Source organism: Larkinella sp. (assembly GCF_965227735.1).
Taxonomy (GTDB): Bacteria; Bacteroidota; Bacteroidia; order Cytophagales; family Spirosomataceae; genus Larkinella.
Genome location: NZ_OZ245776.1, coordinates 6,425,596 through 6,441,181 on the forward strand (window position 1 = coordinate 6,425,596; position 15,586 = coordinate 6,441,181).

At 53.4% G+C, this 15,586-nt stretch carries 11 protein-coding genes; 8 read left to right on the top strand and 3 right to left on the bottom strand.

From position 1 onward, the window contains the following. Positions 1 to 113 precede the first annotated feature (113 nt). Positions 114 to 1,307, top strand: a complete 1,194-nt coding sequence (locus ACO064_RS25120) for a glycosyltransferase (protein ID WP_421829951.1) — start codon at positions 114 to 116, stop codon at positions 1,305 to 1,307. 100 nt (positions 1,308 to 1,407) lie between these two features. On the opposite strand, the gene ACO064_RS25125 is transcribed toward ACO064_RS25120, so the two are convergent. From ACO064_RS25125 to ACO064_RS25135, 3 genes are all read right to left on the bottom strand, one after another. Further along, entirely contained in the window at positions 1,408 to 3,120 is a 1,713-nt protein-coding gene (locus tag ACO064_RS25125; RefSeq protein ID WP_421829952.1) for a GMC oxidoreductase, read from the bottom strand. A 13-nt stretch (positions 3,121 to 3,133) separates the two neighbouring features. After that, positions 3,134 to 3,688 (bottom strand): gluconate 2-dehydrogenase subunit 3 family protein, encoded by a 555-nt coding sequence (locus ACO064_RS25130; protein WP_421829953.1) that lies wholly within the window; start codon positions 3,686 to 3,688, stop codon positions 3,134 to 3,136. Between the two features lie 253 nt (positions 3,689 to 3,941). Beyond that, positions 3,942 to 4,814 (bottom strand): helix-turn-helix domain-containing protein, encoded by an 873-nt coding sequence (locus ACO064_RS25135; protein WP_421829954.1) that lies wholly within the window; start codon positions 4,812 to 4,814, stop codon positions 3,942 to 3,944. A 268-nt stretch (positions 4,815 to 5,082) separates the two neighbouring features. Between ACO064_RS25135 and ACO064_RS25140 the strand changes: the two genes are divergently transcribed. The 7 genes from ACO064_RS25140 to ACO064_RS25170 all read left to right on the top strand — a co-directional run bounded on the left by ACO064_RS25140 (position 5,083) and on the right by ACO064_RS25170 (position 15,518). Next, entirely contained in the window at positions 5,083 to 6,960 is a 1,878-nt protein-coding gene (locus tag ACO064_RS25140) for a sodium:solute symporter family protein (protein ID WP_421829955.1), read from the top strand. Between the two features lie 547 nt (positions 6,961 to 7,507). Further along, positions 7,508 to 8,728 carry a glycosidase gene (locus ACO064_RS25145; RefSeq protein WP_421829956.1) on the top strand — a complete coding sequence of 407 codons (1,221 nt, stop codon included), beginning with the start codon at positions 7,508 to 7,510 and terminating at the stop codon, positions 8,726 to 8,728. 222 nt (positions 8,729 to 8,950) lie between these two features. Further along, positions 8,951 to 11,974, top strand: a complete 3,024-nt coding sequence (locus ACO064_RS25150) for a SusC/RagA family TonB-linked outer membrane protein (protein WP_421829957.1) — start codon at positions 8,951 to 8,953, stop codon at positions 11,972 to 11,974. Positions 11,975 to 12,007: 33 nt separating this feature from the next. Then, positions 12,008 to 13,531, top strand: a complete 1,524-nt coding sequence (locus ACO064_RS25155; protein WP_421829958.1) for a SusD/RagB family nutrient-binding outer membrane lipoprotein — start codon at positions 12,008 to 12,010, stop codon at positions 13,529 to 13,531. A 219-nt stretch (positions 13,532 to 13,750) separates the two neighbouring features. Then, positions 13,751 to 13,963 carry a YgaP family membrane protein gene (locus ACO064_RS25160; protein WP_421829959.1) on the top strand — a complete coding sequence of 71 codons (213 nt, stop codon included), beginning with the start codon at positions 13,751 to 13,753 and terminating at the stop codon, positions 13,961 to 13,963. Positions 13,964 to 14,012: 49 nt separating this feature from the next. After that, the gene (locus ACO064_RS25165) at positions 14,013 to 14,648 is read left to right on the top strand and encodes a Crp/Fnr family transcriptional regulator (protein ID WP_114405981.1); all 636 of its coding nucleotides are present in this window, start codon (positions 14,013 to 14,015) and stop codon (positions 14,646 to 14,648) included. Positions 14,649 to 14,720: 72 nt separating this feature from the next. Next, positions 14,721 to 15,518, top strand: coding sequence for a sulfite exporter TauE/SafE family protein (locus tag ACO064_RS25170; RefSeq protein WP_421829960.1), 798 nt, complete (start codon positions 14,721 to 14,723; stop codon positions 15,516 to 15,518). The last annotated feature ends 68 nt before the right edge of the window (positions 15,519 to 15,586 follow it).

Here is a 15,586-nt window from a genome sequence, read left to right on the forward strand (position 1 = left end):
GTTAGAAAGAAAAAAAACACCGTAGGAAAAACAGCCGTATTCCGGGTGAAGTGAAGATTATCAGACAAATTGACAAGCGAAATTGATTTGTACAGTGATAATTTTACCGGAACATGGATTTTATTGGGTATCTGATTTTTTTGCCGATCGGTCTGTACCTCGGGTTTAATATTCTGTATCTTCTTATTTGTGCCCTGGCAGGCTGGTTTGGCGGAGACGACAGCGAACCTGCAAGCAAGGCCACCACCCGCACCCGCCGAATCGCCGTTCTGGTACCCGCCTACAAAGAGGATAAAGTCATTCTGGACTCGGTCCAGGCCAATCTTCAACAAACTTATCCTGCTGATTCCTACGATATTTACGTGATTGCTGATTCGTTTCGCGCCGAGACCTTGCAGCAGCTTGCCCAATTCCCGGTCAAGGTTCTGGTGGTGAGTTTTGAAGAATCGACGGTTCAGAAATCGTTAACGAAAGCGCTCGAACTTCTTCCGGAAGAGGTATACGACATTGTGCTCGTTTCTGATGCCGACAACCACATGGCACCCGATTTTCTGCACCGCATCAACCAGGCGTTCGATTGCGGCTGGCGGGCGGTTCAGGGCCATCGGGTGGCTAAAAACACCAATACCAGTGTGGCGGTTTTGGACGCCATGAATGAAGAGGTCAACAACCACCTTTTTCGGGGTGGGCAACGGGCGCTGGGCTTCTCGGCATCGCTGATTGGGTCGGGCATGGCCTTTGAACCCGAGATGATGAAGCGCGCGATGGGCCAGATTCGGTCGGTGGGGGGCTACGACAAAGAGCTTGAAATGCTGCTGTTGACCGAAGACATTGAGATCGCGTACCTGAAACAGGCCCTGATTTACGACGAAAAGGTGCAGAATCTGGAGGTGTTTGAACGTCAGCGAACCCGCTGGATTGCCGCTCAGATTCACTTTGTTAAGCTGTATTTCGGTACCGGCATCCGGCAGTTGATGAGGGGTAACTGGCACGCATTCAATGGATTGCTGAAGGCGCTGCTCATTCCGCGTGTGCTGTTTCTTGCACTCCTGTTTGTGGGGACACTGGTTGGCCTGGTGATTGGAAACCCGATGGTCTGGCGCTACTTTGGCATTATGCTGGTAACGCTACTGTTCAGCCTTCTGATCTCGATTCCGGGTTATCTCTGGCAAAAAATCTCACTTCGGGATGTGCTGACCTTCCCGCTACTGGTTTTTCGCATGATGCGTTCCCTGCTGAAAATCAAAGCCGCCGGGAAGAAGTTTCTGCACACGCCCCACGGGGAAACGGCGGTGAAAGAAAATTAAGCGTGTTACACAGAGTTAATCAGAGAACATCAGAGTTAACCAGAGATATCCCCGATAAACTCTGATGTTCTCTGATTAACTCTGTGTAACTATTTCATCCTCAAAGATTCATCTTTTTCATCTCTTTCACCGCGTAGTCCACCGCCCGGGCCGTCAGCGCCATGTAGGTCAGCGATGGGTTCTGGGTTGAGGTAGACGTCATCGAGGCACCGTCGGTCACAAACACATTTTTGACGTGGTGCATCTGGTTCCATTTGTTGAGAATCGACGTCTTGGGATCTTTACCCATGCGAGCCCCGCCCATTTCGTGAATGTCCAGCCCCGGATTGCGTTTGTCGTCGCGAACACGGAGGTTTTTAAAACCGGCTGCGGTGAACATTTCCATCATTTGCTCCTGGTAATCCTTCACCATCTTGTCGTCGTTGTCGTCATATACAATCGACACTTTCAACTGCGGAATGCCAAACGGATCTTTCAGGGTTTTGTCCAACGCCACGTAATTGCTCTCTTTCGGAATGGTTTCGCCCATCATGTGGGAGCCCACGCTCCAGCCGCCCAGCGTCGGATTGGCCAGGTTCGCTTTCAGGTCGGCACCGAAACCGTCCTGGTTCGACCGGGAAATGCGGTTGGCTGAAAAACCGGCCGCATAACCGCGCAGGAAGTCGGTTTCCTGTTTGTGAACGTTCCGGAATCGCGGAATGTAGGGGCTGTTGGGGCGTCGGCCTTCGGTGGTCGATTCCAGATGCCCGTCGTATTCACCCGAAATGCCCGCCCGGTAATTGTGGAAGGCGGCATATTTGCCCAACACGCCACTGTCGTTGCCCAGCCCATTCGGAAACCGGTTGGAGGTGGAGTTCAGCAGCACCAGATTGGTGTTCAGAGCGGCCGCATTCACAAAAATGATGCGGGCATAAAACTCGATCATTTCCTTGGTAGTCGCATCGATCACCCGAACGCCGGTAGCTTTGCCTTTTTTCTCGTCATAAATGATCGAATGCACCACCGAATGGGGGCGCAATGTCAGCTTGCCGGTTTTGGCGGCCCAGGGCAGGGTCGACGCGTTGCTGCTGAAATACCCGCCAAACGGACAGCCGCGCTCGCAAATGGTCCGGTGCTGGCACTGCGCCCGGCCCTGTTGCAGGTGAATCGGCTGCGGTTTGGTGATGTGGGCGGCCCGGCCCATGATGACCGGCCGGTCTTTGTATTTGGCCGCCATCTGCTGGCTAAAGTATTTTTCAACGCAGTTCCACTCGTGGGGCGGCAGAAACTCGCCGTCGGGCAGGGTGGCTAAACCGTCCTTGTTCCCCGTAATACCGGCAAATTTTTCAACGTGGCTATACCAGGGCGCGATGTCGGCGTAGCGAATCGGCCAGTCGACCGCAAAACCGTCGCGGGCCGGGCCCTGAAAGTCGAAGTCGCTCCAGCGCTGGGTCTGGCGCGCCCACAGCAGGGATTTGCCACCCACCTGATAGCCCCGAATCCAGTCGAACGGGTTTTCCTGCACATACGGATGTTCGGCATCCTTCACGAAAAAATGCGCTGACCCTTCGTGAAAGGCATAACACTTGCCCACGATCGGATTCTCCTTCCGGATACCGAGCGGCAACTGCCCGCGGTGTTCCATTTCCCAGGTGTTGAGCATGGTGGTAGGGTAGTCGACCACGTGTTTGACGTCGCGGCCCCGTTCCAGCACCAGCGTGCGTAATCCTTTCTCTGTCAACTCTTTCGCAGCCCAACCGCCACTGATCCCTGATCCGATCACGATGGCGTCATACGTGGTTGCTTTTACTGCATCGATTGCAAAATTTGCCATAGGGTTCGGGCTGCTATTTGTTTTGTTGCGTTTTATGCGTTGTGTTTTTGGCCACCACCGGCACACAACCGTGGTAGCGACCGGGGACCATTTCGTAGTGCGTGATGTTGTTCATAACGTATTCGGAGGTCATGTAGCCCCGGATGGTCATGCCTTTTACCAGCGAAAAGAAGCCTTTTTCGTCCGCATCCGACGACTGGCTCATGGTTTTCAGCACCTCGGCTTTCTGACCGGCATCGAGCGAGGCAAACGATTTGGTGTAGGTTTTTTTGGCGAGGGCTTCCACGGCGGTCAGACCTTTGGTCAAACTGTCCTGCGCCGATGGTTCCATACAGTCCGTCACGATTTTCTGGATGAAGGTGTGAACGCCCAGGGCTTTCGCGCCCGGGGTGTCGGTGGCGGGCAGGATGGTTTCTACGACTTCGGCTAAAACCGCATCGGCGCGGGGGGCCAGAAACGACGCTCCCGACGGGAGGTTCGCCGAATTCCAGCCGTTTGCCCAACCCGGCAGACTCACCAGTCCGCCCACGGCCACCGCCAAACTTTTAAGTGCTTTTCGTCTTTCCACGAGGTTATTTTTGGTTTACGGTATTCGGTTTATAGTTTACGGTAACTTTCGTTATTCTTAGTACTTTCGCTTTTGCCCCTAAATCCCCTAAAGGGGACTTGGACGCAGCTTAATCCGGATGCTAAAAGTCCGGCAGCGGCCGACCGCCCTTTAGGGGATTTAGGGGCAAAAGCGAAAGTACTACATTCATTATTCGCTATTTTCAGGCATTTCCATTCACCAAAAACCGTAAACGGAAAACCGACGACCGTACTCACACAAAAACCCGGATTCCTGAATAATTCTGCCGGAACTCGCGGGGGGTACAACCGTTTTTTCGACGGAAGATACGGTTGAAATACGACATATTGTTAAAACCACATTTATAGGAAATTTCAGTGATGGTGTGGGTCGTATCGATCAACAGCCGCGATGCGTGTCCGAGCCGTATTTCGTTCAGGCTGTCGATGAAGGTCTTCCCGGTTCGTTTTTTGATAAACCGGCTGAACGACACTTCCGGCATGTTGACGACTTTGGACAAATCGGCGAGCGAAATATCCTTGTCATAATTTGCCTGCATGAACTCGAACGCTTTCTCGATCCGGCGGCTGTTGAAATTCAGCGGATCGTTGGTAAACGACGCGTTCGAGAGCGTTCGCATGTTCCGGGAGATGGACAGATCGTGCAGAATCGACATCAGTTCCAGCACCGAGTCAAAACCGCTTTTCTGAGCGAGGGCTTCAAGGCGGGGGCGCAGCGACTCGATGGTTTCCCGCGAAAACGCAATGCCTTTGGCCGACCGTTCCAGCAATACCCGGATGAAACTGAGCTGGTTACGCCGAAGCAGTTTCTCATCGAACAAATCACGGTGAAACTGAATCGTTACCTCATACACTTCCTGGCCCGGGCCCTGGTGGTTGAACCACCCGTGCGGAAGGTTACTGCCCACCAACACCAGTTCCAGATCCTCGATCACGTCCGTATGATCACCGATGATTCGTTTGGTCCCGGCGCCATTGGCAATGAAGTTCAGTTCAAACTCCTCGTGCGAATGCAGGGGAAAATCGAAATCCTTCTTGACCCGTGAAAAAAGCGTGTAACAGTCATTCTGGGTCAGGGGTGTAATTTCCCGGTAAATCGCACTCATTGGAATAGCTGGAGACAGGAAAGACAGCAACAAAGATAGGCAAAAAGTACCATACATGAGGTACGTATCGTATCAAATCCGTTTACGAATAACTTAGCTATTTATTTGTAATAATTGTATTATACAGATATAATTGATACAAAACAGGATATTTGGCAGAATTATCATTTACTTTATAATAGCATTTGTTCAAAAGAATGCTAAAAAAGTATTACTCTCTAGTCGGAAAAAGCGTATACTTTTGGCGCATTGAACCAATCTCTATTTCATGAAACTTTCAGCACTTGATCTCAGCATCATAGTCGGCTACCTGGTGGCCGTTATTTTGCTGGGATTGGGGTTGAAAAAGCGAGCGGCCCGGAATAAGGAGGCTTACATGCTGGGCGGTAAAACCCTGCCCTGGTATATGCTCGGTTTATCGAACGCATCCGACATGTTCGACATCTCGGGCACGATGTGGATGGTGACGCTGGCGTTCGTCTACGGCATGAAGAGCCTCTGGATTCCGTGGCTCTGGCCGGTTTTCAACCAGGTTTTTCTGATGATGTACCTGTCCGTCTGGCTCCGCCGGTCAAACGTGTCGACGGGAGCGGAATGGATCGGAACCCGCTTCGGCTCCGGGCGGGGCGTAACGGCTTCCCACACGGTTGTCGTCGTTTTTGCCCTGCTGAGTTGCCTCGGCTTCATGGCCTACGGCTTTGTCGGGCTGGGCAAGTTTGTCGAGATCTTCATTCCCATTTCCACCGTAGCGCCCTATTTGCCTTTTACGGTTTCACCGGCTTCCGTAGCGCCTTTCTACGGCATCATTTTTACTTCGTTTGCGGTTTTTTACGCCATTCTGGGCGGCATGACCAGCATCGTCATCGGCGACATTCTGAAGTACATCATCATGACGATTGCTGCGTTCATCATTGCGTCGATCGCGATGGACAACCTGGCGGTCAGTTCATTAAGCGTACCCAAAGGCTGGTATACGCCCTTCTTTAGCTGGCGTCTCGACGATCTGGACTGGACGGGGAGGATCGATGCGGTAAACGCCAAGATCAAATCCGACGGTTTTTCGTTGTTTGGCATCTTCTTCATGATGATGACTTTCAAAGGCATTCTGGCGAGTCTGGCCGGTCCGGCCCCCAACTACGACATGCAAAAGGTGTTGTCGACTAAATCCCCTCAGGATGCGGCTAAAATGAGCGGTATTGTGTCCATCGTACTGCTGCCGGTTCGCTACGCCATGATCATGGGCTTTACGGTTCTGGCCCTGCTGCATTTTGATCAGCTCAACCTGCGGACCCCCAACGGCGCCATCGACTTTGAAAAAATTCTGCCCGCAGCCATCCTGCAATTCGTTCCGGCAGGGCTGATGGGGCTGTTGCTGGCGGGTTTACTGGCGGCTTTCATGGGTACGTTTGCCGGAACGCTCAATGCCGCACAGGCCTACATCGTCAATGATATTTACCTGAAATACGTCAATCCGCGCGCATCGAACCGGCGGATTGCCCGGATGAATTACGCATCGGGGCTGGCGGTGGCCGGTTTTGGCATTCTGCTGGGCTTGTTTGTCCGGGATGTCAACAGCATCCTGCAGTGGATCGTGTCGGCCTTGTACGGCGGTTATGTCGCTGCGAACGTGCTGAAATGGCACTGGTGGCGGTTTAACGCCAGCGGTTTTTTCTGGGGCATGCTGGCGGGGATCGTTCCGGCGCTGATTTTTCCCGCCCTGTTTAAAGAAACCCTGGAGTTGTATTATTTCTCGCTACTGTTTGGTTTGTCACTGGCCGGTTGCGTGGCCGGTTCCCTGCTGACCCCCCCGACGAAATCCGAAACGCTGAAGTCCTTTTACAGAACCGTCCGCCCCTGGGGGTTCTGGCAACCGATTCACGAGCTGGTCGTGGCCGACGATCCGTCGTTCGAAGCCAACAAAAACTTTAAACGTGATGCGTTCAACGTCGTGGTGGGCGTTGTGGCCCAATGCTGTCTGACAATGCTGCCGATGTATCTGATCGTCAGCATGTACACCGAATTGTCAGTCACCCTGACGATCCTGGCGGTTTGTGCAATAATTCTCAAAAAAACGTGGTGGGACAAGCTACCCGTGGAGGATACGAAGCCGGTTTCAGTAGCAGTATCATCGGTGTTAATACATTGATTTATAGATTAGAAAGTCACAGGCATATTTGAAATTAGCGTGTTGTAGAACCCGGCCACTATCCTACAGGGATGCAACAACGCAGCGTCGGTTTGGCGGTCGCGTACCTTACGGCACGCGGGAAACACCTCGGTTCTGTCACCTACCGACGCTGCGCTGTTAAGCCCCTGGCGGGGCAAATTATCCCGGAGGGATGTAACAGCGCAGCATCGGCAGAAAACGAGTGGTTGTGTCCCATTCGGGGCAAATCATCCCGAAGGGATACAACAGCGCAGCGTCGGTAGAAAACGGGTAGTTGTGTCCATTCGGGGCAAATCATCCCGAAGGGATACAACAGCGCAGCGTCGGCAGAAAACGGGTGGTTGTGTTCATTCGGGGCAAATTATCCCGAAGGGATACAACAGCGCAGCGTCGGTAGAAAACGGGTGATTACATCGCGCTCTGGCGTGCCGTCAGGTACGCGACCCTTCGGGGTAAATTATCCCGTAAGCAGGCAACAACGCAACCGCGCCAGTGCGGTAGATGACGAATTTATACGATAAAACCAATGAAAATTGCCTTTCAGGAACGATTGGAGACCTTGGAAAAGGGCCATTTTGAATTGATTTCGCGTCAAAACGAAAAACTCAAACCCGGCAACGGCCTCTTCGACCGCTACCAGCATCCGGTTCTGACGGCTCGGCACACTCCCTTGTTCTGGCGGTATGATCTGAACCCGGCTACAAATCCGTATTTGATGGAGCGCTTTGGCATCAACGCAACCTTTAATGCCGGGGCCATTCGACTGGACGGAAAGTACCTGCTGGTGGTGCGGGTCGAAAGCAGCGACCGGAAATCGTTTTTCGCCGTGGCCGAAAGCCCCAACGGGATCGACAACTTCCGGTTTTGGGAGTACCCGATTACGATGCCCGAAACCGACGAACCGGACATCAACGTCTACGACATGCGGCTGGTGCAGCACGAAGATGGCTGGATTTACGGCCTGTTCTGCACCGAGCGCAAAGATCCGGCGGCCCGGAAAGGCGACGAATCCTCGGCATTGGCGCAGTGTGGCATCGCCCGGACGCGCGATCTGAAAACCTGGGAACGGCTGCCCGATCTGGTTTCGCCTTCACCGCAGCAACGGAATGTGGTGTTGCATCCGGAATTTGTGAACGGAAAATATGCGCTCTACACCCGTCCGCAAGACAGTTTTATCGAAGCCGGAACCGGCGGTGGCATTGGGCTTGGCCTGACCGATTCGATGGAAAATCCGGTGATTGACCGGGAATACATCGTGGATGAGAAACGCTACCACACGGTGTATGAGGTGAAAAACGGGCAGGGACCGGCACCGATTAAAACCGCGAAAGGCTGGCTGCACCTGGCCCACGGCGTTCGGAACACAGCGGCCGGGTTGCGCTACGTCCTGTATCTGTTTATGACGGACTTAAAGGATCTGACGAAGGTGATTTACAAACCGGCGGGGTATTTTATCGCCCCCGAAGGCGAGGAGCGCATTGGCGATGTGTCCAATGTCGTCTTCGCCAACGGCTGGATTCTGGACGACGACGGGACGGTTTTCATCTACTACGCATCGTCGGATACCCGGATGCACGTGGCGACGTCTACCCTTGGTCGTTTGCTCGACTATGTGGTCAACACCCCGGCGGACGGGCTGCGGTCGGCCACCTCGGTCGAGCGGCTGAACGACCTGATTACGAAAAACCGGATGTACCAGACCGGGCGGGAAGAGGCCCTGCCGACTTCCAACGGACAAGCGGCATGAAGAAACAGCAGATGCGAATGACACCTTGACAATGAGTTTATTAGGATCAATTATAGGTTGGTAGTCCGGACAAAGCCAGTGCGTTGAACTGGCTTTGTTTTCCGATTTGTCAACCAGCCAGACTACCCGAAGGCTTTAAAAACCATATTTAATTCCACCTCAATTTTTCTACCTACTATGAAAAGAAGTCTAATTTTTCTGAGGATCCTGATCCTCTCCCTTTTGTCAACCCTCAGCTTTGCGCAAACCGTCGAGGTCAAAGGCAAGGTGACGGAGGAGGGCAAAAGCGAAATAAACGGGGGCAACGTGCTCATCAAAGGCACGACCCGCGGAACGATTACCAACGACCGGGGCGAATACAGCATCCAGGTACCAAAAGGAGCGACCCTCAAATTCAGTTCCATCGGTTTTATACCGAAAGAAGTCGAAGTCGGCAATTCAACCACCATCGATGTGTCGCTGTCGCCCGAAGAATCGACGCTGAGTGAGGTGGTCGTGACAGCCCTGGGGATCAAGAAAGAGAAAAAAGCCCTGGGGTATTCCGTTACCGAAGTAAAAGGTGAGGAGCTGACCCAGGCCCGAACCGTCAACATGGCGAACTCTCTGCAGGGAAAAGTGGCCGGTTTGAACGTGGCCAACACCGCAACAGGCCCCGGCGGTTCGAGCCGGATTGTCATTCGCGGGAATGGTTCGATTTCAGGCAATAACCAGCCGCTGATCGTGGTCGACGGAACGCCCATCAACAACGACAACCTGGGTTCGGCCGGGATGTGGGGCGGGGGCGACAGCGGAGACGGTATTTCCAGCCTGAACCCCGACGAAGTGGAAACGATCAGCGTATTGAAGGGGGCTACGGCCTCGGCTCTGTACGGTTCCCGCGCTTCCAATGGCGTTATTCTGGTGACGACCAAAGGCGGGAAAGCCAACAAAGGCATCGGCGTTGAACTAAGCAGCAACTACGTGGCGGAGAACCTGTTACTGCCCACCTACAAAGATTACCAGTATGAATACGGCATGGGCAATAACGGTATTAAGCCGACCACCGTGGCCGAAGCCCTGACCTCGAATAGCTGGGGAACGAAACTGGACGGTTCGAATACCATCAATTTCGACGGAAAATCACGGCCTTATTCCGCTTACAAAAACAACCAGACTGATTTCTATCGCGTCGGAAGCACGTTTACCAATTCGGTGGCGCTGACGGGAGCGACGGAAAGCATCACGTACCGGTTGTCGATGAACGACCTCAACAACAAGTCCATCATTCCCAACAGCGGACTGCACCGGAACAATTTTGCGCTAAACGTCAACGCCAATCTGGGGCCGAAACTGTCGATTGTGACCAACGTCAAATACATTCTGGAGAAAACCACCAACCGGCCCCGTCTGTCGGATTCGCCCGGAAGTGCGACGTACGCCATCAATGCCATGCCAACCTCGCTGCCGCTTTCGGCCCTGAAAGAAAGCCAGCTCAATGACGACGGTTCCGAGAAAGTCTGGTCCGACAACATTTACATCCAGAACCCGTATGTGGCAGCCAACAACTGGCGGCAGGAAGATAAAAAAGGCCGGATCATCGGCGTCGTCGAACCCCGCTTCAACTTCACCGACTGGCTCTTTCTGCGCGGTCGGCTGGGTTTCGACAATTTCAACTACCGCAACCTGACCATCACACCCTACGGCACACCATTTCAGCCGCGTGGGGGCATGAACGTCGGCAACCGGAATTTTACGGAAACCAACTCCGAGTTGCTGCTGGGTATCAACAAGAAGTTTGGCGACCGGTTTGGGGTCAATGCGCTCTTTGGGGGCAACCTGATGAAGCAGACCTACCAGAACTCAGCGTATGGCGGCAGCAACTTCAATATTCCGTATTTCTACGACATTTCGAACATCGACCCGGCGGCCCGGAGTTCCAGCGAAAACTACATCGAGAAACGGATCAATTCCGTTTACGGTTCGGCGGAATTCTCCTACAATGGCTATTTGTTCGTGACAGCAACGGCCCGGAACGACTGGTTCTCGACCCTTGCCAAAGGCAACAACAGCATTTTGTACCCGTCGGTGGGGGGAAGTTTTGTGGTTTCGGAGGCATTCAAATTGCCAACCGCCATCAATTATTTGAAAGTGAGAGCGTCGTGGGCGCAGGCCGGGGGCGACACCGATCCGTATAACCTGTCGCTGTACTACGGGTTGTCGGGCGCGCACCTGGGCGCTCCGCTGGCCCAAATCAACGGCGACCGCGTACCGAATTCGAATCTGCAACCGCTCACATCGACCACCTCGGAAGCCGGTTTGGAAACCCGTCTGTTCAACAACAAACTGGGCGTCGATTTTGCCTTGTATACCCGGAAAACCACCAACGATATTGTGGCGGCTACAATTTCCAACACCTCCGGCTACGGCAGTGCGCTGTTCAACGTGGGCGAAATTGCCAACAAAGGGCTCGAATTGTTGCTGACCTACCGACTGGCTTCAGCGAAGGATTTCTCGTGGGATGCGTCGTTCAACATGGGCTACAATAAAAGCGAAGTCGTGAGTCTGTACGGCAACCTGACTACGTTGCAGGTGGACGAAAACCGGACCCGGATTGCCTACATTCACCAGGTTGTGGGCCTGCCCTACAGCCAGGTGAAAGGATTTACCTATAAAAAAGACGCGTCGGGCAATGTCGTTTACGACTCGCAGGGCTATCCGTTGCAGGGTAATCTGGTCAACTTTGGCACCGGCGTGGCACCGACAACCCTGGGTTTCACCAACTCGTTCCGCTATAAAGGCATCGGCCTGAGCTTCCTGATCGACGGGAAATTTGGCGGGGTGATTTACTCCGGAACCAACGCTTACGCCAACCGCCGGGGCTTGCTGAAGTCGACGCTGGAAGGCCGCGAAACGGGTATCGTGGGTAAGGGTGTTAACGAAAAAGGCGAACCGAACACCGTGAAAGTACCGGCGCAGCAATACTACGAGCGGTTGTTCAACATTGCTGATCCGTTTGTCTACAGTGCCGACTTCCTGAAACTCCGGCAGGTGATCATCGACTACACGATTCCGACGCGGGTGTTTGGCAAATCGCCGTTCAAAGGGGCATCCATCTCGCTCGTGGGCCGGAACTTAGCCATTTTGATGAAGAAAACGCCGAACATCGATCCCGAATCGACCTACAACAATTCGAACGCCCAGGGACTTGAACTGGCCGGTGTTCCGCCAACCCGCACGGTAGGGGTTAACCTGAATCTGAAATTCTAAGTCACGCGCTCAATTTCTAAAAGATACCACCATATGTTACGCAAAATACTGATAGTGACCACACTTCTGTTTACGTTTGGGGCGTGTACGGAAGATTTTGAAAAGATCAACGTCAACCCCAACACGCCCTCGTCGGTGCCTTTGGACTACCTGTTGTCGGGGGCTACGCTGCACATTCCGGGGTCGGCGGGCGATCCGGGGTATAAGTCCTGGCGGGCCAACTTCATCTACGCGTCGACCGTTATTCAGCAGATGTCGTCGGTAGAAGTCAATTTTTACCGGGGAACGGTGTATACCTACCAGGGTGATTTGAGCGAAGCCTATTTCGTGAACTCGTACCCGAATTCGATCAAAAACCTGGTCAATCTGATTGCCCTGGCCAAAGCGGACGCGAAAAACGTGAACATTCTGTCGATGGCCCGGATTCTGCGGGTGGTCGAAATGGCCAACATCACGGATCTGTACGGCGATGTTCCGTACAAAGAAGCCGGTTTAGGCTATCTGGACGGTGTTTTCTCGCCGAAATACGATGCCCAGAAGGACATCTACGCCGACTTGCTGAAGGAACTGGAAGAAGCCGGGAAAGCGTTCAGTGCCACTGCCTATATTCCGAAAACCGCCGATTTTGTGTATGCCGGTGATCTGGAAAAATGGAAGCGTGGGGCCAATTCGCTGATGCTGCGGCTGGCCATGCGGATGCAGAAAGTGGATGCCGCCGGGGCGCAGGCCTGGGCTAAAAAAGCCATCGACGGCGGCATTATGGCCAGCAACGACGATAGCTTTGCGATCAAGTTCTCGAATACGGGGGCTGGCACCAACTCCAACGCCAATTCGTGGAACCTCGGCGCAGGACGCGGCATTGCCAACGGAAATAACATCCAGTGGGCCAGCACATTCATCGATGCCCTGAAAGCCCGGAAAGACCCGCGCCTGGCGGTGATTTCGGCCCTGAAAAACGGCGACAAGACTGTGGCGAAACAACGCGGAATTCCGCCCGGAACCGATGCGACGACCCTGAAAACACTGCCCGAAACCAGTCTGGATAATTATTCGCGGGTGGCTCCGAACATGTATGCACTGGACAATCCGTATTTTATCATGACGCACGCCGAAGCGCGTTTGCTGAAAGCCGAAGCCATTGAGCGGGGGTGGGCTACCGGAACCGCCAAAACCGAGTTTGAAGCCGGTCAAAGCGCGGGTGTCCGGCAACTAGCCTCGTATGGTGGGGTAATTGCGGATGCCGATGTGGCGGCTTACGCGGCTGCCAACCCGTATTCGGCGGGGTCGCTGGACGATAAAATGAACGCCATCCATACCGAAATGTGGGTAATCACCGGCTCGGTGCTGAACCACCTCGAAGGCTGGGCGAACTGGCGGAGAACGGGACTGCCCAAACTGACTCCGGTCAATTATCCGGGAAACGAAACCAACGGCCAGATTCCGCGCCGGTTGCGATATCCACAGGGAGAGCCGGGAATTAACCCGAATATCCAGGAAGCCATTACCCGCCAGGGGCCGGATCTGTTTACGACCCGAATCTGGTGGGACAAGCAATAAGTTTACCAACTAGCCTATTTTGAATAGTCAGGAGGCCTCTGCAAACAGAGGCCTCTTTTTCTTTTTTAAACCTGAGCGGATAGAAGGGAAATTATAGATGATTCCGGAAAAGAAAGGGTGGACACCGGGCGGTTTTAGCCCGCGAAAGTCACGCCGATCTGTGATATTTGTCACTGACAGCAAGCCGGAATTGCCCTTACTTCGTTACAAAAAACGGTCATGAAAAAGAACATTGGTTTTTCGGATAAGGTGGTTCGTCTGCTGATTGCCGCTGTATTGTTAGGGCTTTATATTGCGGACGTGGTGACTGGCGTAGGTGCCGTGGTAGCCCTGGCAGGAGCGGGAGTCATGATTGCCACCAGTTTGATGAATTTTTGCCCGCTCTACGCATTCTTTGGGATAGGCACCAAACGCCGAAAAAAAATGTCTTAAGGAAGACGACCGGCCCGGCGTTCGGGTGCGGTGAAAGACAGCGAGAGGAATGATCAACGACAGTCAGGTAGTCAATGCCGCGTTTCGGGGAAGTTTTGAACCGGCGCTAATCGAAGAAATAAACCGGATCGGAATTTATCAGGAAGTTGAAGAAGGTGAATATTTGATCCGGCCGGGGAGTTACATCCGCTCGGTACCAATTATTTTGAGTGGCTCCATCAAAATTATGCGCCCCGATGCTGTCGGTAATGAGGCTTTGCTCTACTACCTGAGCGGACTGGATTCCTGCGCCATCTCAATGACGGGCAGTCCCGACAACAAACCCAGCGAAATTACGGCGATTGCCGAAGAAAAAACCCGGCTGATTTTCATCCCGGTCGAGAAAGTTGATGAATGGATTTGCCGGTTTCCAACCTGGAAACAGTTCGTTTTTCGCACCTACCAGCGCCGGTTCGACGACATGATTGCCACCATCGACAGCATTGCATTCAAGAAACTCGACGAACGGTTACTGACCTATTTGAAGAAGAAAACCCAGAGTTGCCAGTGTACGGTTTTGCAGATCACCCACGAAGAAATTGCCCGTGAAATGGCGACATCGCGGGAGGTAATTTCCCGTCTGCTGAAGCAGTTGGAGCGCGTGGGCTACCTCCGGTTGTCGCGTAATAAAATTGAAATTTTGTAGAAAATGGTCGCCGTGTGACATATATCACAGAACCGCCCGTTTTTCATGGCGTGCTTTGTTGAAAAAAACAGCATGAGTTCGCATGAAATTCTGGGCTTTGCGGCATCGATCCTGATCGGGATTACGCTGGGTCTCATCGGCGGGGGCGGGAGCATTCTGACTTTGCCGGTGCTGGTGTATCTGCTCGGCATCAACCCAACGGTCTCCACCACCTATTCATTGTTTGTTGTCGGCACCACCTCGCTGGTGGGTGCCATTCGCTATATGCAGCAGCGGCTGGTCAACTATCGGGCCGCGCTGGCCTTTTCACTGCCTTCGTTTGCCGCCATTTACCTGACCCGCACCTACCTCGTTCCGGCCATTCCGGACCCGGTTTTTTCAACCCCGGCCTTCTACCTGAGTAAAAACGTCGCCATCATGGTTGTGTTTGCGCTGGTCATGCTGGCGGCTTCCGGCTCGATGATCCGCGACCACCGGATTGAAACGGACGCTGACCAGAACCGGATTAGCCCCAATCTGCTGGCAACGGAAGGCGTTCTGGTCGGTATTCTGACGGGCGTTGTGGGCGCGGGGGGCGGTTTTCTGATCATTCCTTCGCTGGTCTTGCTAGCCCGTTTGCCTATCAAAATGGCCGTCGGGACTTCGCTGCTGATCATTGCCGCCAACTCGTTGATCGGCTTTCTGAGCGGGCTGTCACTGACCACGATCGACTGGCGGTTTTTGCTGGCCTTTACGGCCCTGTCAATCCTTGGCATTTTGCTCGGAACCTACCTGACCCGGTTTGTTTCCGGCCCAAAACTGAAGAAAGCTTTCGGCTGGTTCGTGCTGGCGATGGGTGTCTACATTATCGTGAAAGAAACTTTTCTCTAATCAGTCCGGCGTGTAACAAAAGTCACGGAACGCCCGTTGCCGCCTTTTTACCTTTGTTTCAGGTTGAC